This window comes from Shewanella sp. FJAT-52076 (genome assembly GCF_019457455.1).
GTDB classification, from domain to species: domain Bacteria; phylum Pseudomonadota; class Gammaproteobacteria; order Enterobacterales; family Shewanellaceae; genus Shewanella; species Shewanella zhangzhouensis.
In genome coordinates this window covers 3,824,980-3,845,430 of the sequence record NZ_CP080415.1, presented here as the reverse complement: position 1 = coordinate 3,845,430, position 20,451 = coordinate 3,824,980, and the positions used below count along the sequence as shown (strand labels likewise).

Annotated in this window: 5 protein-coding genes; all 5 read right to left on the bottom strand. The window is 52.1% G+C overall.

The features are described 5' to 3' along the window. Nucleotide 1: 1 nt before the first annotated feature. Nucleotides 2-607, bottom strand: coding sequence for an OmpA family protein (locus tag K0H79_RS16975; protein WP_220065839.1), 606 nt, complete (start codon nucleotides 605-607; stop codon nucleotides 2-4). Further along, entirely contained in the window at nucleotides 604-1,983 is a 1,380-nt protein-coding gene (locus K0H79_RS16970; protein ID WP_408733400.1) for a TolC family outer membrane protein, read from the bottom strand. Before K0H79_RS16970 ends, K0H79_RS16975 begins: the two co-directional genes overlap by 4 nt. A 59-nt stretch (nucleotides 1,984-2,042) precedes the next feature. Then, nucleotides 2,043-3,425 carry an HlyD family type I secretion periplasmic adaptor subunit gene (locus K0H79_RS16965; protein WP_220076594.1) on the bottom strand — a complete coding sequence of 461 codons (1,383 nt, stop codon included), beginning with the start codon at nucleotides 3,423-3,425 and terminating at the stop codon, nucleotides 2,043-2,045. Continuing rightward, nucleotides 3,422-5,593, bottom strand: coding sequence for a type I secretion system permease/ATPase (locus K0H79_RS16960; protein ID WP_220076593.1), 2,172 nt, complete (start codon nucleotides 5,591-5,593; stop codon nucleotides 3,422-3,424). The genes K0H79_RS16965 and K0H79_RS16960 overlap by 4 nt, the downstream gene beginning before the upstream one ends. 93 nt (nucleotides 5,594-5,686) lie before the next feature. Then, nucleotides 5,687-20,233: a retention module-containing protein gene (locus K0H79_RS16955; protein ID WP_220076592.1), complete on the bottom strand. Its 14,547-nt coding sequence runs from the start codon at nucleotides 20,231-20,233 to the stop codon at nucleotides 5,687-5,689. Between the last annotated feature and the right edge of the window lie 218 nt (nucleotides 20,234-20,451).

Here is a 20,451-nt window from a genome sequence, read left to right as displayed (position 1 = left end):
GTTATTTCACTTCCTGGTCGACAGTATATATGTGCCACTTCATGTCTGCAGTAGTGTCATCACCGACAATTTCCGCGATCACCCGACGGTTTTTGTCGTGAGCTTCAGGGGTATCGCTTGGATCAACCGGGTTGTTGTAGCCAAATCCCACCGCCTTGAGGCGGCCGGAGTCGATACCATATTGCTGGGTCAGCACGTCGGTGACAGCATTGGCTCGGCGCTGAGACAGCTCCATATTGTAGTCATACCCACCTGTCCGGCTACAGTGGCCTTCAATGGTCACCTTGGTATTGGGAAATTGACGCATGAACGACGCCAGTTCCTCAATTTGTCCGAAGTATTGTGGGGCCAGATAGGATGAATCGTTGGGGAACAATACCTTGACTTCCCGACGTTCGTTGATGGTTTTGATATCACCGCAGCCGTAGTTATCGATAGCTGCCCCCATCATGGTGCCAGCACAGCGCTCACGGGCTTCAATCACACCGTCACGATCTGGGTCGTTCAGATCGAACACTTGCGTCGTAGGCTGGTCCATGTTCACTGTATCGCGCATGGAACAGGCGCCAAGGCTCAGCAGAGCCAACATCAATAAAGTCATTCTCATGGTTTTACTCCCCCTTCATATTCACGCTCTCCCTGCCATACTGTGGGTCTGGTTACCTTCAGTGAATCCAGCAGGCGACCAGTGGCATTCAATACCCGATACTTGGCAACAATCTCATCGAACTCGGCCTGCAGATAATCTTTACGGGCTTCAAAGAGTTCGTTTTCGGTATCCAGCAAGTCGAGTAAGGTGCGCTGACCCAGATTAAACTGTTGGGTGTAAGCCACTTGTGTGTCTTTTGCCGCTTTAACGTGCTCGCGGATATAGTCTTTCTGAGGTGTCAGCATTTCATAGGCATTCCATGCCAGATTGACGCCTTCAACGACTTCACGGTAAGCGCGTTGGCGTATTTCTTTGGCTTCACCGATTTTGTAAGCGGCTTCTTTTTCACGGGCCAGATCTTTGCCGCCAGCGAACAGGTTGTAACGCACACGAACCATGGCAACCAGGTCGTTGTTGTAACCACCTACATCAGTACGGAATGCACCTGTGCCCGCTATGCCGTCTTCGCCATCGAGGTTGTTGTTCCAGTTACCATCGAGTTCAAGAGTGACGCGTGGGTAGTAGCTTGATTGCGCCGATGAACGCTCGTTTTCGGCAGCATTGATGTCGGCAGCAGCAGACTTGAGCACTGGGTGGTTGTCCTGTGCCAGGGTCACGCTGGTAGACAAGTCGGTTGGCAGCATATCGGCATCTGGTACGGGGACAATCATGTCGTCGGGTGCTTTATCTACCACGCGGGAGAACTGCGCCTTGGCATCGAAGAAGTTATTGCGCGCCGAAATCACGTTGGCGTTGGCGCGAGCCAGACGACCTGTGATTTGGGACAAGTCAGCAATAGAACCCAGGCCTGAATCAGTACGTTGCTTGATTTGGTCATAGATTTCTTTGTGAGTTGCCAGGTTTTTCTCCGCCAGAGTCATTACCTGCTCGGTACGGATGTAATTGACATACACCTTAGCCACATCCAGCGCCATGTCTTCGGCCGCGGCGAACAAGGCCCACTGATCTGCGCTGGCTTCAAAGCTTAGACGATCCACCTCGCTGGCAGTATAAAAACCATCGAACAGCATTTGACGGATGCTGATACCGGCTTCACCGCGCTTGAGTTCAAAGTCACCATCTTCACGACCGAAGCGACGACGGGTTGCTGGACTGTCCGTTTGCTCCCAGCCCCAACCACCGGTGAGGTCCACCGTAGGCATGTAGCCGGAAATTGCCTGGCTTACCTGCTCTTCACGCGCTTTAAAGCGATTGAACGCAGCACGCAGGTCAGGGTTGCTGTCCAGCGTGTGGGCGACGGCCTGTTCGAGCGTCATGGCACTTGCGGCCATAGGCATCATGATGCCACCTATGGCTGCAGCCAGTACGCCCATGCGCAACTGTTGCAAGCGTTTCTTGTTCATTGATAAACCCTCCCGGTTTAGTTAGAGCCTCATCGTTCCCTAAGTGCGGTGTCTTTGGCTCTTAGAATTGGATTAAGTATGTATTCAAGAATAGATCTTTGTCCGGTGATGACATCCACTGAGGTGAGCATCCCGGGGATAATTGGCATCTCCGTGCCATCGTCTTTAACCAAGCTGGACTCTGCGGTCCTGACGCGTATCAGATAAAAGCTGTTACCTTCTTCGTCCTGGGTGGTATCGGCACTGATGTGCTCAACAGTGCCTTGTAACCCGCCATAGCGGGTAAAATCATAGGCCGTGACCTTAACTACGGCAGGCAAGCCAACATGTAAAAAAGCGATGTCTTTCGGGGTGATCTTGGCCTCGATGAGCAGTTGGTCTTCCGATGGTACGATTTCCATAATATCCACCCCGGGCTGCACCACGCCGCCGAGCGTGTTGATATGGACAGTTTTCACTGTGCCATTCACTGGAGAAGTAATGACCGCTTTACTCACCTTATCCTGTGCCCCGACCTGAGCCTCACTCATACGCGACAAGCGGGTTTGCATCTCATTCAGCTGGGCTCGGGTATCAGCAGCGAATACAAACACGGCTTCACGGCGTTTTAAGATAGCTTCATCCAGCGTGGCTTTGATTTTGGGCCTGAGCTGACGCATAGCCTTGAGTTCTCCCTGGAGTTCATTGACGGTGCGCTCGAGCTTCAGCAGTTCAACTTCAGGTACAATGCCTTTTTGCGCCAATGGACGGGTGAGCTCCAGTTCTCGGCTAATGAGCTGAAAACTGGTGGTCATGGTCGCTATCTTGGTAGTCAGCTCTTCATTTTCCTGCTGGCGCTGCTGAATTTGCCTGGCCAGAATCTCCAGTTGGTTTTCCAGATTATCGAGCCGGCCGTTGTATTCGGCTTGTTGACGCGCAATCATTTCAGGTTTTTGCGCGTTAAGTGCTTCGGGGAATATCAGGTCCTGTTTGACGATTCGAACCTGCTCACGCCAGTCTGATGCCATATCCGACACGGTAATGCTGTTGAGTTCAGACCTCATGCGGATCACATTTGCCTGTAAGCTGAATACCTCTTCTTCCTGTTGAGCAAAGTCCGAACGGAAGCGGGTATCGTCGATACGCGCCAAGGGTTCCCCCTTGCTGACCAGATTACCCTCGCGCACGAACAGCTCTTGCAGTACACCACCGTCCAAGCTTTGAATCACCTGAATTTGCGACGAAGGGATAACCTTGCCAGTGCCTACGGTAACCTGATCCAACTCGGCAAAATATGCCCAGATGAGGAAGGTAAAAACCAATGAGGTGAGTGCCCAGATAGTCAGTCTATGGCTGGTCGGGGCATCGGTCATCATGGCGCCATAGACGTCATCAACCATCTCCAGATCCCGGGTTGTCAGCGCTTTACTCATCCTTTGGCGCCTCCCGCGAGCAGTCCCAGACTCAGTTTCTCGAGTACGTCATTTTTGGGGCCATCGGCGAGCACATGACCACGGTCCAATACGATGACCCGGTCGACCAATTTCAGCAGATGCATCTTGTGGGTGATGATAAGTAAGGTCCTGTCTTTGCTGACATGCTCCATAGCGCGAATAAACTGTTTCTCCGCTCTGGCATCCAAACTGGCAGTGGGTTCGTCCATCAACAAAATGGGTGGGTCGTTCAGGGTGGCCCGAGCAAGGGCGACAGTTTGGCGTTGCCCCCGAGACAAAGCCTGTCCACCTTCGCCGACCTGTTGATCCAGACCTTCGGATTCGAGATTGGTAAAGAGGCTGACACCAGAGATTTGTACTGCGCGGATCAGCTGATGTTCAGATACCTGACGGGTACCAAAGAGTATGTTGTCTCTGATGGAACCATGGAACAACACCACATCCTGAGGCAGGTAACCGAAGTTTCTGCGCAGATCGCTGGGGTGGATCTGTGCGCTGTCAATTCCATCGTATCTGAGGCTGCCTTTGGTGGGTTTGTACAGACCACACAGGAGTTTGGCCAGCGTACTTTTCCCTGAGCCATTGCGGCCAATGATGGCCACCTTTTCACCCGGCTGAATAGACAAAGAGGTTGGATGCAAAACCGGTTTCTCAGAACCCGGATAGCAAAAGCTCACATGGTCAGCTTCGATTTTGCCCATAAGACGGGTTTTACTGACCAAATGCCCTTTATTCTCAAACTCATCTTCCTGAGTCATGATTTGGTCCAGCTGCTTTAACGCACTGGCTGTGTGATTGGCGCGGGTTAACAAACTGGCCAACTGTGCCATGGGGGACATGGCGCGGCTGGAAAGCATCACTGCGGCGATAATACCCCCCATGGAAATGGCATTATCGGCAACCCGATACACCCCCAGAATGACCACACCCACCACGGTCAGTTGCACCATAAAGCTGGCAACGTTTGATACCGAGTTGGACAGCTTTTTGGCCTTGAGCTGCCAGTTGGCCGTGTGCCCTATCATCTGTTGCCAACTTTTTTGTACCAACCCTTCTGCGCCATAGGCTTTGATGGACTCAAGTGCTGCCAGACTTTCAATCAGGTGTCCGTGTTTCAAACTGGCGAACTTATTACTTTCATCAATAGCGGCTTTCAGTTTTGGTTGTATGTACAAGGTGTAGCCAATGATGATGGCGCCGCCGAGTAATGGCAGCATCGCCAGATCGCCAGCCACAATAAAGATGATGATCAGGAAAAAGAGCGCAAAGGGTAAATCCACCAAGGTGGTAATGGTGGCGGATGTCAGAATGTCTCTAATGCTGTCAAACTCGCCGAGCTGTTTGGCCATACCGCCAACGCTGGGAGAGCGTTTTGACAGTGGAATACCAACGGCTTTGGCAAACAGTTGCGATGACACTATGATGTCGACTTTTTTACCTGCAACATCAATCAAGTAGCTTCTAAGCTGGCGCATCACCAAATCAAAGATGTAAGCAATGCCTGCACCAATGGCCAGTACCCACAGAGACTCGAATGCCAGATTGGGCACTACTTTATCGTACACATTCATAATAAAGAGTGGCGAAACCAAGGCAAAGAGGTTCACCAACACTGAGGCAATAAGCGCATCCCGGTAGATTGGTGCCGCATCTTTTAAAGTTTTCAGTAACCAGTGGCTTTTATTGTCGTGATGATGCACGTCAAAGCGCATATCACCCCGATATTGCTGTTTTACCAGAAACAGATAACCGACATAGAGAGTTTCGAGCTGCTCAACGGGGAGAGTCTCTTCTCCGCCGGTTTCAGGCAACTGAATGACAGCTTTTTCAGGGGTCAATTCTCTGAGAAGGCAAGCTTTCTTATCTTTCAGCAGCAGGATGCAGGGCATCATGATGGGGGATATCTGGTCCAGACCTTTACGGGTCAAGCGGGCATTAAGACCGGCTCTGGCCGCAGCCTGAGGGACCAAATCAGGCGTCAGTACGGCTCCCGATAAGGGAAGGCCCGCCGCCAGTGATTCACTGGAGCAGGGGGAGCCAAAATATTCAGTGAGGAGCACCAGGCTATCCAACAGGGGATCGACAGTGACCCGCGTGGAAGCTGCGATAGTCCATTGCTCATCGCTTCCGGAAGCAGATAAAGACACCGTTTACATTTACCTTATTATTTTTATGACGTTAGACCCAGTATAGTTATGCCGGGCCATATTGCTATAGCCCGGCATGCGTTGGGTTAGAGATTAGGGAAAGACCTGCTTATTCTCATCATCCAGTGGCATGGCATTGCCTACCGGCTGAGCATTAACAGAGTCTCCTTGGGTATCGACAATAAGGGGGCCATCTCCATTCCCCAGTAGTCCATTGATAATACCGGTTGTATCCGTACCAAATGTTTTAGATAAATCTACTCCATCCAGAATGATACGCTGGTCAATGTTTCCATCTCGGTCAGCATCGATTTCAATAACAGTGGATTTATTCTCAAAACTGAAGCTCAAATAGTCTTCCAGACTATGTTGTTCCTCGTTTTGCAGCAGGTCGCTGAGATCCAGTTTGTCCTTATTCAAATTGAAGTCAATGATGTGGTCAGTGCCAGTTTCGCCGGCCTTCCAAACAAAGGTGTCATTACCACCATCACCACGAAGTACATCGTCGCCGAGCCCGCCAATCAGGGTGTCGTCACCACTGCCGCCGCGCAGACCATCTATGCCCTCGCCGCCAATAAGCAAGTCGTTGCCCGCACCACCGTAAAGCATCTGAGTGCCTTCATGACCATATACAGTGTCATCACCACTTCCCAGGTTTACGGTATCTGTTTTTGGTTGGACTTCAGATAAAACTTCTTGAAGCAGCTTTCCTTCTGCATTCAGAAGTTTGCTACGGTTTTCAGTCATGAATTGACTATTGAGTACATCGTTTTGTGATAGCTGATCGGTTACGTTTGGCAATGCACTTCCAGTGTCAACAGTGTTATCTGCCTTCGAAATACCTAGGTCTACATAGTCATTACTATCCCCGGCGTTAATATGCAGAGCAGTATCTAGAGTGATCTCATCGTTGATAGTCTGGGAGGGGACAGAGCCATGTCCGCCAAGGGAAACGGCGAATAACCCTTTACCAGGCGTCCATCCATTCAGCAAGAATGAGTCGACACCCTGGCCACCAACATAGAGATTGTTGTCTGGCTCAGGTTGAGGTGGTGTGATTGGCTGAGCATCCACGGTATTTACGCTGATGCTGAGGTCCGCAGTACTCAAATCACCATCGTTATCTTCAATGGTATAGCTGAACTTATCTACGGCGTTGTCAGGTATCAGGCTGCCAACGGTAGTGACTTGATAAGTATATTTGCCATCGCTGTAGAGTGTCAGGGTGCCATATGTGCCCTGCACGACAAAGGTGCCGTTTGACTCAGAGGCGTTGCTTCCGCCATGCGACAACGCAAAAATTTCCTTGTTGCCATCGGCTCCTTGAATGTCATTGAAGAGGACATCACCTGTCACGCTAGGCAAATCAAAACCTGCGCCGGGAATGAGCTGTACCACTAAGGGGAAACTTGTTTCTCTACCCTCGGCAGTTTCAATACTGGTTACCACATTGCCTTGGTTGTCGAGGAAGCCCATTACCTTCAAAGTATAACGTGCACCATCATAAACAAACTCTGAAGACGTGTTGGCCACAGTGACTATATCTGCTGGATTGTTGTCCCCGCCAGTCTCATTGTGGTCGAACTGCAGTGTTACTTTGGCTGGAACACCATTGATCATTAAGGTCACTTCCAGCGTGGCTTTAGTGATGGCTGAATCACCATAGATAGGGTTATTCACATGAGTGAAGGTGCCCAATACAATGTTTTGATTCAGTCCTACATCGCCTACCTGGATGCTGGTGTTTTCATCAAAGTTGTATCCTGAGCGTGGATCATCTCCATTTACATCACCCCAACGAATTATGTCGTGGGCTGAGTCGTCATCATCACCATCAGAAGTTTGTACATCAGAGCTGGTCGATTCAGCTGTCCAACCCGTCCAGGCAGCCGTAATCTCTCGCACTTCAAAGCTATCAATCTGAACATTAACCTGATTCGAGTCATCAACGGCAATATGTTGACTATCGGCAACAGATACTGTCACATCTGCTTTGGCTGTTTGCCCACTGGTATCGGTTGCTACGACTTTAATACCGGTAACAGACAATGAATCATAATCAACGTTATGCGGCAGTCTTCCGAGAAGCTCTGCTTCAACAACAATAGAGCCCTGTTCACCGGCTTCAATGGCATTCCAGTCCAAGGTGAGTTTCAACAAGTCACCTCTGCCCGGCATAGAGCCAATCAGCACGCCACCTTCGATTCTCCAGTCCATTGGCTGTCGAATGCCTGCAACGTGGATATCATTCACATCTGTGTCAAAGCTGAAGCTGTTGATGTTACTGTCGCCGGCTTTGAACACCATTAACGAGCTGTCGCTGTTGGGTTCAGTAGAAAGCAGGGTGCTTTCGCTTAACTTAGCAACAGCGATAGGTGTAACAGCAGATAAGCCATCCGGTGCACTAAGCGTGACAGTAAATGGATTTGTACTGTCAAAATCGCCATCGCTGTCGATAATTTTGGCATTGAACTCAAGATCAGTGCCCGTTGGGTCAACTTCCAGAGTCGATGTGGTCAGACCGTATAAATTGAATTCCTCACCATCGGGGGCTCTCGTTAAATCAATACTGGAGATAGATGTTAAACCCGCAGCTTCAATCAGTGCTGGCAATTCATCGCTTGATCCTGTCAATTGCACGGTTACGGGAGCGTTATTGCCGTCCACCCCATGGAGTATCATGGTCACGTCGCCAGTATAGTCGGCGCCGCTGTTGTAAGTGAAATGCAGTGTTTCAACGGCAGATATAGGGGTGGTAAAGGTTAAGGTGAGTAATTCAGTAAAGCCAATATCTTTACCTCCCGATGAACCTACACCGTAGCCATTATTCGATGAGTTAACTGTGTCAGCCAGACCGTTCGTGGTGGCTGTTAAAGTAAAGGCGGTCGATGTTGGTACAGTCTTGGTGATAGCACCACTGTCGTCGACGTACAATGTGTAGTTGTTGCCACCAATATTGGTGGTGAAGTTCACCGGTAAATTCGTCTCCGTAGTGATTGGATTGACGACATTCATCACGTAACTACCCATGCCATTATTGCCATTGGGATCTACGGTGAGCGTAAACATCAATGTTTGGGTAGGAGACATTTCTTCATCGTTGCCATCCAACCCCGCCCAAGCTGCCGGCTCAACCCCGCTGTCAGTGTATGCTATCAAAGTGTCTGGGTTTTCAGGATCGACAAAGTAATAAATGGGTTCGTTATCACCGGTGAACTTGCCTGATTCGGTAAACCATGTTGAAGAGTCTTCTGCGTCCCAATCTGCAATGTTGACACTGAGGTCTACAGAATAGGCTGTATCAGCCCCTTCAACGGGGTCGGTAAACGCGCCTGTAATTACCGTGCCCGCGGCGTTTTCACCTGAAGAGTCGGCTATATCAGCGATAACTGTGTCATCGACAATGCGGATATCGAGCGTGGCACTGGCATCGTCATTAACGTTATTGTCTTCATCGGTCACAACCACAGCGATGCTGTCGATGAAATCAGCAGCAGTAGCGCCTGCAGCAACTGCATCTTCGTCATCGTTGTCTACGGTGTTATCTAAGGTGTAGGTGTAACTGATTTCACCACCACTGGCATCGCCAGTGAAACCAGTCAGCGTCAAGGTGCCATAGTCGGTAGATATAGTAACTGGATTGGCATCGCTTAGTGCCAGTAGTGCATCCAGATCCAAGATTGCGCCCAGGCCCGAGTTTATGCCGTCAACAGAGACGTCTCCGATACTTACGGTTGCTAAACCATCACCGCTGATGAAGCTAAAGGTGCCTGACTGCTCCAAGGCGTCAGCATTGGGGTCGGTACCACTGGCCAGATTGGCCTCATATACCGTTTCGTCTATTCCATTAAGTCCAATGATATTTACTTCATCATCAACGCTTTCAACACCGATGGTGACGGTGGCGGTGTTGGATTCCAGCCCCGTGTCATCCTGGATGGTGTAAGTGAACGTATCGGTAGCATTGCTGTTTTCATTGGGCAGATAGTCAGTGGTGCCATCGGCCTTGATGAACAGGGTACCGTTGGTCAGCTCAACCATCATCCAGCCATCACTGCCCAGGTGGTCCGGGTCAGTGCTGTCGGCACTGAAGTCCACACCGTTGACAGTCGCGATGGTCAGGTCGGTGCTGTCCACATCGCTGTCAACACCGTCAGTTGAATCATTGTCAGTGATGATGTTCTTGCCGGTCAGCAGGGTATCTTCGGTGGCGGTGTAGCTGTTGTCTTTGGCTACCGGCGCATCGTTAACAGCATCAACACCGATGGTGACGGTGGCGGTGTTGGATTCCAGCCCCGTGTCATCCTGGATGGTGTAAGTGAACGTATCGGTAGCATTGCTGTTTTCATTGGGCAGATAGTCAGTGGTGCCATCGGCCTTGATGAACAGGGTACCGTTGGTCAGCTCAACCATCATCCAGCCATCACTGCCCAGGTGGTCCGGGTCAGTGCTGTCGGCACTGAAGTCCACACCGTTGACAGTCGCGATGGTCAGGTCGGTGCTGTCCACATCGCTGTCAACACCGTCAGTTGAATCATTGTCAGTGATGATGTTCTTGCCGGTCAGCAGGGTATCTTCGGTGGCGGTGTAGCTGTTGTCTTTGGCTACCGGCGCATCGTTAACAGCATCAACACCGATGGTGACGGTGGCGGTGTTGGATTCCAGCCCCGTGTCATCCTGGATGGTGTAAGTGAACGTATCGGTAGCATTGCTGTTTTCATTGGGCAGATAGTCAGTGGTGCCATCGGCCTTGATGAACAGGGTACCGTTGGTCAGCTCAACCATCATCCAGCCATCACTGCCCAGGTGGTCCGGGTCAGTGCTGTCGGCACTGAAGTCCACACCGTTGACAGTCGCGATGGTCAGGTCGGTGCTGTCCACATCGCTGTCAACACCGTCAGTTGAATCATTGTCAGTGATGATGTTCTTGCCGGTCAGCAGGGTATCTTCGGTGGCGGTGTAGCTGTTGTCTTTGGCTACCGGCGCATCGTTAACAGCATCAACACCGATGGTGACGGTGGCGGTGTTGGATTCCAGCCCCGTGTCATCCTGGATGGTGTAAGTGAACGTATCGGTAGCATTGCTGTTTTCATTGGGCAGATAGTCAGTGGTGCCATCGGCCTTGATGAACAGGGTACCGTTGGTCAGCTCAACCATCATCCAGCCATCACTGCCCAGGTGGTCCGGGTCAGTGCTGTCGGCACTGAAGTCCACACCGTTGACAGTCGCGATGGTCAGGTCGGTGCTGTCCACATCGCTGTCAACACCGTCAGTTGAATCATTGTCAGTGATGATGTTCTTGCCGGTCAGCAGGGTATCTTCGGTGGCGGTGTAGCTGTTGTCTTTGGCTACCGGCGCATCGTTAACAGCATCAACACCGATGGTGACGGTGGCGGTGTTGGATTCCAGCCCCGTGTCATCCTGGATGGTGTAAGTGAACGTATCGGTAGCATTGCTGTTTTCATTGGGCAGATAGTCAGTGGTGCCATCGGCCTTGATGAACAGGGTACCGTTGGTCAGCTCAACCATCATCCAGCCATCACTGCCCAGGTGGTCCGGGTCAGTGCTGTCGGCACTGAAGTCCACACCGTTGACAGTCGCGATGGTCAGGTCGGTGCTGTCCACATCGCTGTCAACACCGTCAGTTGAATCATTGTCAGTGATGATGTTCTTGCCGGTCAGCAGGGTATCTTCGGTGGCGGTGTAGCTGTTGTCTTTGGCTACCGGCGCATCGTTAACAGCATCAACACCGATGGTGACGGTGGCGGTGTTGGATTCCAGCCCCGTGTCATCCTGGATGGTGTAAGTGAACGTATCGGTAGCATTGCTGTTTTCATTGGGCAGATAGTCAGTGGTGCCATCGGCCTTGATGAACAGGGTACCGTTGGTCAGCTCAACCATCATCCAGCCATCACTGCCCAGGTGGTCCGGGTCAGTGCTGTCGGCACTGAAGTCCACACCGTTGACAGTCGCGATGGTCAGGTCGGTGCTGTCCACATCGCTGTCAACACCGTCAGTTGAATCATTGTCAGTGATGATGTTCTTGCCGGTCAGCAGGGTATCTTCGGTGGCGGTGTAGCTGTTGTCTTTGGCTACCGGCGCATCGTTAACAGCATCAACACCGATGGTGACGGTGGCGGTGTTGGATTCCAGCCCCGTGTCATCCTGGATGGTGTAAGTGAACGTATCGGTAGCATTGCTGTTTTCATTGGGCAGATAGTCAGTGGTGCCATCGGCCTTGATGAACAGGGTACCGTTGGTCAGCTCAACCATCATCCAGCCATCACTGCCCAGGTGGTCCGGGTCAGTGCTGTCGGCACTGAAGTCCACACCGTTGACAGTCGCGATGGTCAGGTCGGTGCTGTCCACATCGCTGTCAACACCGTCAGTTGAATCATTGTCAGTGATGATGTTCTTGCCGGTCAGCAGGGTATCTTCGGTGGCGGTGTAGCTGTTGTCTTTGGCTACCGGCGCATCGTTAACAGCATCAACACCGATGGTGACGGTGGCGGTGTTGGATTCCAGCCCCGTGTCATCCTGGATGGTGTAAGTGAACGTATCGGTAGCATTGCTGTTTTCATTGGGCAGATAGTCAGTGGTGCCATCGGCCTTGATGAACAGGGTACCGTTGGTCAGCTCAACCATCATCCAGCCATCACTGCCCAGGTGGTCCGGGTCAGTGCTGTCGGCACTGAAGTCCACACCGTTGACAGTCGCGATGGTCAGGTCGGTGCTGTCCACATCGCTGTCAACACCGTCAGTTGAATCATTGTCAGTGATGATGTTCTTGCCGGTCAGCAGGGTATCTTCGGTGGCGGTGTAGCTGTTGTCTTTGGCTACCGGCGCATCGTTAACAGCATCAACACCGATGGTGACGGTGGCGGTGTTGGATTCCAGCCCCGTGTCATCCTGGATGGTGTAAGTGAACGTATCGGTAGCATTGCTGTTTTCATTGGGCAGATAGTCAGTGGTGCCATCGGCCTTGATGAACAGGGTACCGTTGGTCAGCTCAACCATCATCCAGCCATCACTGCCCAGGTGGTCCGGGTCAGTGCTGTCGGCACTGAAGTCCACACCGTTGACAGTCGCGATGGTCAGGTCGGTGCTGTCCACATCGCTGTCAACACCGTCAGTTGAATCATTGTCAGTGATGATGTTCTTGCCGGTCAGCAGGGTATCTTCGGTGGCGGTGTAGCTGTTGTCTTTGGCTACCGGCGCATCGTTAACAGCATCAACACCGATGGTGACGGTGGCGGTGTTGGATTCCAGCCCCGTGTCATCCTGGATGGTGTAAGTGAACGTATCGGTAGCATTGCTGTTTTCATTGGGCAGATAGTCAGTGGTGCCATCGGCCTTGATGAACAGGGTACCGTTGGTCAGCTCAACCATCATCCAGCCATCACTGCCCAGGTGGTCCGGGTCAGTGCTGTCGGCACTGAAGTCCACACCGTTGACAGTCGCGATGGTCAGGTCGGTGCTGTCCACATCGCTGTCAACACCGTCAGTTGAATCATTGTCAGTGATGATGTTCTTGCCGGTCAGCAGGGTATCTTCGGTGGCGGTGTAGCTGTTGTCTTTGGCTACCGGCGCATCGTTAACAGCATCAACACCGATGGTGACGGTGGCGGTGTTGGATTCCAGCCCCGTGTCATCCTGGATGGTGTAAGTGAACGTATCGGTAGCATTGCTGTTTTCATTGGGCAGATAGTCAGTGGTGCCATCGGCCTTGATGAACAGGGTACCGTTGGTCAGCTCAACCATCATCCAGCCATCACTGCCCAGGTGGTCCGGGTCAGTGCTGTCGGCACTGAAGTCCACACCGTTGACAGTCGCGATGGTCAGGTCGGTGCTGTCCACATCGCTGTCAACACCGTCAGTTGAATCATTGTCAGTGATGATGTTCTTGCCGGTCAGCAGGGTATCTTCGGTGGCGGTGTAGCTGTTGTCTTTGGCTACCGGCGCATCGTTAACAGCATCAACACCGATGGTGACGGTGGCGGTGTTGGATTCCAGCCCCGTGTCATCCTGGATGGTGTAAGTGAACGTATCGGTAGCATTGCTGTTTTCATTGGGCAGATAGTCAGTGGTGCCATCGGCCTTGATGAACAGGGTACCGTTGGTCAGCTCAACCATCATCCAGCCATCACTGCCCAGGTGGTCCGGGTCAGTGCTGTCGGCACTGAAGTCCACACCGTTGACAGTCGCGATGGTCAGGTCGGTGCTGTCCACATCGCTGTCAACACCGTCAGTTGAATCATTGTCAGTGATGATGTTCTTGCCGGTCAGCAGGGTATCTTCGGTGGCGGTGTAGCTGTTGTCTTTGGCTACCGGCGCATCGTTAACAGCATCAACACCGATGGTGACGGTGGCGGTGTTGGATTCCAGCCCCGTGTCATCCTGGATGGTGTAAGTGAACGTATCGGTAGCATTGCTGTTTTCATTGGGCAGATAGTCAGTGGTGCCATCGGCCTTGATGAACAGGGTACCGTTGGTCAGCTCAACCATCATCCAGCCATCACTGCCCAGGTGGTCCGGGTCAGTGCTGTCGGCACTGAAGTCCACACCGTTGACAGTCGCGATGGTCAGGTCGGTGCTGTCCACATCGCTGTCAACACCGTCAGTTGAATCATTGTCAGTGATGATGTTCTTGCCGGTCAGCAGGGTATCTTCGGTGGCGGTGTAGCTGTTGTCTTTGGCTACCGGCGCATCGTTAACAGCATCAACACCGATGGTGACGGTGGCGGTGTTGGATTCCAGCCCCGTGTCATCCTGGATGGTGTAAGTGAACGTATCGGTAGCATTGCTGTTTTCATTGGGCAGATAGTCAGTGGTGCCATCGGCCTTGATGAACAGGGTACCGTTGGTCAGCTCAACCATCATCCAGCCATCACTGCCCAGGTGGTCCGGGTCAGTGCTGTCGGCACTGAAGTCCACACCGTTGACAGTCGCGATGGTCAGGTCGGTGCTGTCCACATCGCTGTCAACACCGTCAGTTGAATCATTGTCAGTGATGATGTTCTTGCCGGTCAGCAGGGTATCTTCGGTGGCGGTGTAGCTGTTGTCTTTGGCTACCGGCGCATCGTTAACAGCATCAACACCGATGGTGACGGTGGCGGTGTTGGATTCCAGCCCCGTGTCATCCTGGATGGTGTAAGTGAACGTATCGGTAGCATTGCTGTTTTCATTGGGCAGATAGTCAGTGGTGCCATCGGCCTTGATGAACAGGGTACCGTTGGTCAGCTCAACCATCATCCAGCCATCACTGCCCAGGTGGTCCGGGTCAGTGCTGTCGGCACTGAAGTCCACACCGTTGACAGTCGCGATGGTCAGGTCGGTGCTGTCCACATCGCTGTCAACACCGTCAGTTGAATCATTGTCAGTGATGATGTTCTTGCCGGTCAGCAGGGTATCTTCGGTGGCGGTGTAGCTGTTGTCTTTGGCTACCGGCGCATCGTTAACAGCATCAACACCGATGGTGACGGTGGCGGTGTTGGATTCCAGCCCCGTGTCATCCTGGATGGTGTAAGTGAACGTATCGGTAGCATTGCTGTTTTCATTGGGCAGATAGTCAGTGGTGCCATCGGCCTTGATGAACAGGGTACCGTTGGTCAGCTCAACCATCATCCAGCCATCACTGCCCAGGTGGTCCGGGTCAGTGCTGTCGGCACTGAAGTCCACACCGTTGACAGTCGCGATGGTCAGGTCGGTGCTGTCCACATCGCTGTCAACACCGTCAGTTGAATCATTGTCAGTGATGATGTTCTTGCCGGTCAGCAGGGTATCTTCGGTGGCGGTGTAGCTGTTGTCTTTGGCTACCGGCGCATCGTTAACAGCATCAACACCGATGGTGACGGTGGCGGTGTTGGATTCCAGCCCCGTGTCATCCTGGATGGTGTAAGTGAACGTATCGGTAGCATTGCTGTTTTCATTGGGCAGATAGTCAGTGGTGCCATCGGCCTTGATGAACAGGGTACCGTTGGTCAGCTCAACCATCATCCAGCCATCACTGCCCAGGTGGTCCGGGTCAGTGCTGTCGGCACTGAAGTCCACACCGTTGACAGTCGCGATGGTCAGGTCGGTGCTGTCCACATCGCTGTCAACACCGTCAGTTGAATCATTGTCAGTGATGATGTTCTTGCCGGTCAGCAGGGTATCTTCGGTGGCGGTGTAGCTGTTGTCTTTGGCTACCGGCGCATCGTTAACAGCATCAACACCGATGGTGACGGTGGCGGTGTTGGATTCCAGCCCCGTGTCATCCTGGATGGTGTAAGTGAACGTATCGGTAGCATTGCTGTTTTCATTGGGCAGATAGTCAGTGGTGCCATCGGCCTTGATGAACAGGGTACCGTTGGTCAGCTCAACCATCATCCAGCCATCACTGCCCAGGTGGTCCGGGTCAGTGCTGTCGGCACTGAAGTCCACACCGTTGACAGTCGCGATGGTCAGGTCGGTGCTGTCCACATCGCTGTCAACACCGTCAGTTGAATCATTGTCAGTGATGATGTTCTTGCCGGTCAGCAGGGTATCTTCGGTGGCGGTGTAGCTGTTGTCTTTGGCTACCGGCGCATCGTTAACAGCATCAACACCGATGGTGACGGTGGCGGTGTTGGATTCCAGCCCCGTGTCATCCTGGATGGTGTAAGTGAACGTATCGGTAGCATTGCTGTTTTCATTGGGCAGATAGTCAGTGGTGCCATCGGCCTTGATGAACAGGGTACCGTTGGTCAGCTCAACCATCATCCAGCCATCACTGCCCAGGTGGTCCGGGTCAGTGCTGTCGGCACTGAAGTCCACACCGTTGACAGTCGCGATGGTCAGGTCGGTGCTGTCCACATCGCTGTCAACACCGTCAGTTGAATCATTGTCAGTGATGATGTTCTTGCCGGTCAGCAGGGTATCTTCGGTGGCGGTGTAGCTGTTGTCTTTGGCTACCGGCGCATCGTTAACCGACGCTACACTAATAGTTACAGTTGCCGGAGTTGGGTCAACCAAGCCAACATTGTCCACAGCACTGTAGGTGAATGTGGTTTCACCGTTCCAGTTAGCATCGGGCTCAAAGGTGAGACCTGCTGCATTAGCTGTGGCAATACTCTGACCGATCACTACGGCCACACCATTGAACAGCAGGGTGCCATTGGTTGGCAGGCTGTTGATGGTGAAGCTGACCACTGTTCCGTCTACATCATTGCCAGAAAGTGCAGGAATTGCTATAGACTCATCGTCTTCGGCGCCTTCTGCAACCAAATCATCCGTCGTTGGTGGCGCATTGGTATCAATGATAGTGGTATTAACATTTGCACCGCTAAGATCCAGCAGCTCAAATACGGGATTACCCTCAGTTGTCACTATGCCGATAACACTGACATTAAAGGTTTCAGCACCTTCAAACGGCTGGTCCGTCACTGTGTCTATAGTGAACGTGGCTGTCACACCGTCGGCGCCGACTAAAGCCTGAACGGTCTCGACAATGTCATCTCCGCTCGCAGAGATATAGGTATAGCTAAGCAGTACCACGCTGCCTTCCGGCGCGGGATCACTTAAACTGACGGTGTAGGTGGAGGTAGTATTTCCCTCAGCCACAGTCGCGGGGCCTGACAGAGTAACAAATACAGTGTCTTCTTCACCGGGGATTTCCGGATCAGTAGGTGAGGCCGCGTCTTTGATGGTGGTCTCGACATTGGCACCAGTGAGATCCAACAGCTCAAATACGGGGTTGCCGCCCGGAGTGAGGATTTCACTCACGCTAACGGTAAAGTTTTCGTCGCCCTCGGCGTAAACATCATCGACAGTCGCAATGGTGAAGGTGGCAGTTGTGCCATCGGCACCGATAACGGCTTGAACAGTTTCGACTATGTCATCACCGCTGGCGGTGGTGTAGCTGTAGGTGAGCACCACGATGCTGCCTTCCGGTGCAGGGTCGCTCAATGTCACAGTGTAAGTTGCTGTAACTTCACCTTCAGTCACAGTGGCAGGACCGGTTAAGGTGACGGTGACAGTGTCTTCTTCACCGGGGATTTCCGGATCAGTCGGTGAGGCCGCGTCTTTGATGGTGGTCTCGACATTGGCACCAGTGAGATCCAGCAGCTCAAATACGGGGTTACCGCCCGGTGTGAGGATTTCACTCACGCTAACGGTAAAGTTTTCGTCGCCTTCGGCGTAAACATCATCGACAGTCGCAATGGTGAAGGTGGCAGTTGTGCCATCGGCACCGATAACGGCTTGAACAGTTTCGACTATGTCATCACCGCTGGCGGTGGTGTAGCTGTAGGTGAGCACCACGATGCTGCCTTCCGGCGCAGGGTCGCTCAATGTCACTGTGTAAGTTGCTGTAACTTCACCTTCAGTCACAGTGGCAGGACCGGTTAAGGTGACGGTGACAGTGTCTTCTTCACCGGGGATTTCCGGATCAGTCGGTGAGGCCGCGTCTTTGATGGTGGTCTCGACATTGGCACCAGTGAGATCCAGCAGCTCAAATACGGGGTTACCGCCCGGTGTGAGGATTTCACTCACGCTAACGGTAAAGTTTTCGTCGCCTTCGGCGTAAACATCATCGACAGTCGCAATGGTGAAGGTGGCAGTTGTGCCATCGGCACCGATAACGGCTTGAACAGTTTCGACTATGTCATCACCGCTGGCGGTGGTGTAGCTGTAGGTGAGCACCACGATGCTGCCTTCCGGCGCAGGGTCGCTCAATGTCACTGTGTAAGTTGCTGTAACTTCACCTTCAGTCACAGTGGCAGGACCGGTTAAGGTGACGGTGACAGTGTCTTCTTCACCGGGGATTTCCGGATCAGTCGGTGAGGCCGCGTCTTTGATGGTGGTCTCGACATTGGCACCAGTGAGATCCAGCAGTTCAAATACGGGGTTGCCGCCCGGTGTGAGGATTTCACTCACGCTAACGGTAAAGTTTTCGTCGCCCTCGGCGTAAACATCATCGACAGTCGCAATGGTGAAGGTGGCGGTTGTGCCATCGGCACCGATAACGGCTTGAACAGTTTCGACTATGTCATCACCGCTGGCGGTGGTATAGGTGTAGGTGAGTACTACGATGCTGCCTTCCGGCGCAGGGTCGCTCAATGTCACTGTGTAAGTTGCTGTAACTTCACCTTCAGTCACAGTGGCAGGACCGGTTAAGGTGACGGTGACAGTATCTTCTTCGCCGGGGATTTCCGGATCAGTCGGTGATGCCGCATCTTTGATGGTGGTCTCGACATTGGCACCAGTGAGATCCAATTGTTCAAAAACAGGCACGCCATCAGCGGTCGTTAAGCTATCAACGGAAACAATAAAACTCTCATCGCCCTCAGCATATACATCATCGATAGTTGCAATGGTAAAGGTTGCCGTAACACCATCTTCACCGATAACAGCTTGCACAGTCTCTACAATATCTTCACCACTTGCTGTGACATAGGTATAGCTAAGCGTGACTATACTGCCAGCTGGTGCTGGATCGCTGAGAGTGACTGTGTAAGTTGATGTGACCTCGCCTTCTATCACAGACTCTGGGCCTGAAAGCGTGATGGTAACAGTGTCCTCAGGACCGGGTACTACTTCATCCACGATGTTGGTGCTGGCACTGTTTGCGGCACCTATGACGGCATTGCCACCGGTGACGCTGGAAATGGTGATGGTGAAGTCTTCAGAAACTTCGTACAACTTGTCATCAATGGTGTTGATGTTAATGGTAGCGCTGGTTTGACCGGCAGGGATCACTACACTTGCCACACCGATATAGTCTGTACCGTCTTCAGCAACACCTGAATAAGTAAAGGTGACTGTGATGTCTTCGTTTGAGGCTTGATCCAGACTTACAACGAAAGAAGCGGTATTGCCTTCTTCAACGTCTGTTTGATTGGCTGAGATGCTCACTTCAGGGGAGACAACATCACCCAAATCTGTTGCGGTTCCGGTATTACCAGCTGTATCAGAAACACTGGCATCTGCGGTATAACCCCCTTCAGGTAAGGGTTCGACCACATCAACGCTGTATGTTCCGTCTTCATTGACTGTGGCAGTCAGGGTCTGGGTATCGCCGTTGCTGTCGGTTACAACGATAGTTACAGTGCTTCCTGGTTCTGCATCTGTGGTGCCAGTGATAGTGGGAGTGGTATCGGTTGAATTGTCAGGAGCATCTACTGTAATGACAGGCGGAGTTAAATCCAAAGGTTCGATAGGTTGGGCATCGAGGATTTGGGATTCTGTAGCTTGGGCTTCAAAGGCTGAGTCAAACCCAGTGCTTGCAAGGGTTTCGCTGCCAGTTCGGTCCAGGCTGACAAAGCCAGAACCGCCTTCGTTACCGGTCTGGCCGCCCGCAGCGGTTTCAGGCAAGTTTGCCGTTGGGTCATCACCAGCTGCAATTTGGGCCTGTAGCGCTTCAATTTCATTCAGCGCATTGGGGTCAAGCTGTTCAGCTCCAACTTCTGGTTGGTTGGCCGTGGTGGGGGTGTTTGATTCGCTGATAATGGTGCCGTCCTCCAGCACCAATTCAAATTGCGCGCCTTCCTTAATCCAAAGCACGGCTCCAGCGGGAATTGCATCACCTGCAGAAACAGATTTTTCTGCGCCTTCAGCGACCATGCTTATTTGCCCATTTACCGACTTGAGCAATCCATTTTTCGGTGTGATATACGAACCCATAACAAGCTCCCAACGGCTTATATTCGATACAGAATTTGCCTGAGAACAGGCGAAATTACCCAACTTAAGAAGTGAAGTGTAATTCTAAAACACTCATAAGTCAATTTTTTGACAGCGCTCTTACTTATTCAAAAACTTAGCTTTTTATCGTCTTGCTTGACGTTTTTGCACTAGTTTTGACACCAGATATCTGGTGGTTGATTCATCAGGAAATGCCT

Bases quoted from the DNA above. Each gene is read 5' to 3' on its own strand.
- K0H79_RS16975 (WP_220065839.1), bottom strand. From the start codon at position 607: ATGAGAATGACTTTATTGATGTTGGCTCTGCTGAGCCTTGGCGCCTGT.
- K0H79_RS16970 (WP_408733400.1), bottom strand. From the start codon at position 1,983: ATGGGCGTACTGGCTGCAGCCATAGGTGGCATCATGATGCCTATGGCC.
- K0H79_RS16965 (WP_220076594.1), bottom strand. From the start codon at position 3,425: ATGAGTAAAGCGCTGACAACCCGGGATCTGGAGATGGTTGATGACGTC.
- K0H79_RS16955 (WP_220076592.1), bottom strand. From the start codon at position 20,233: ATGGGTTCGTATATCACACCGAAAAATGGATTGCTCAAGTCGGTAAAT.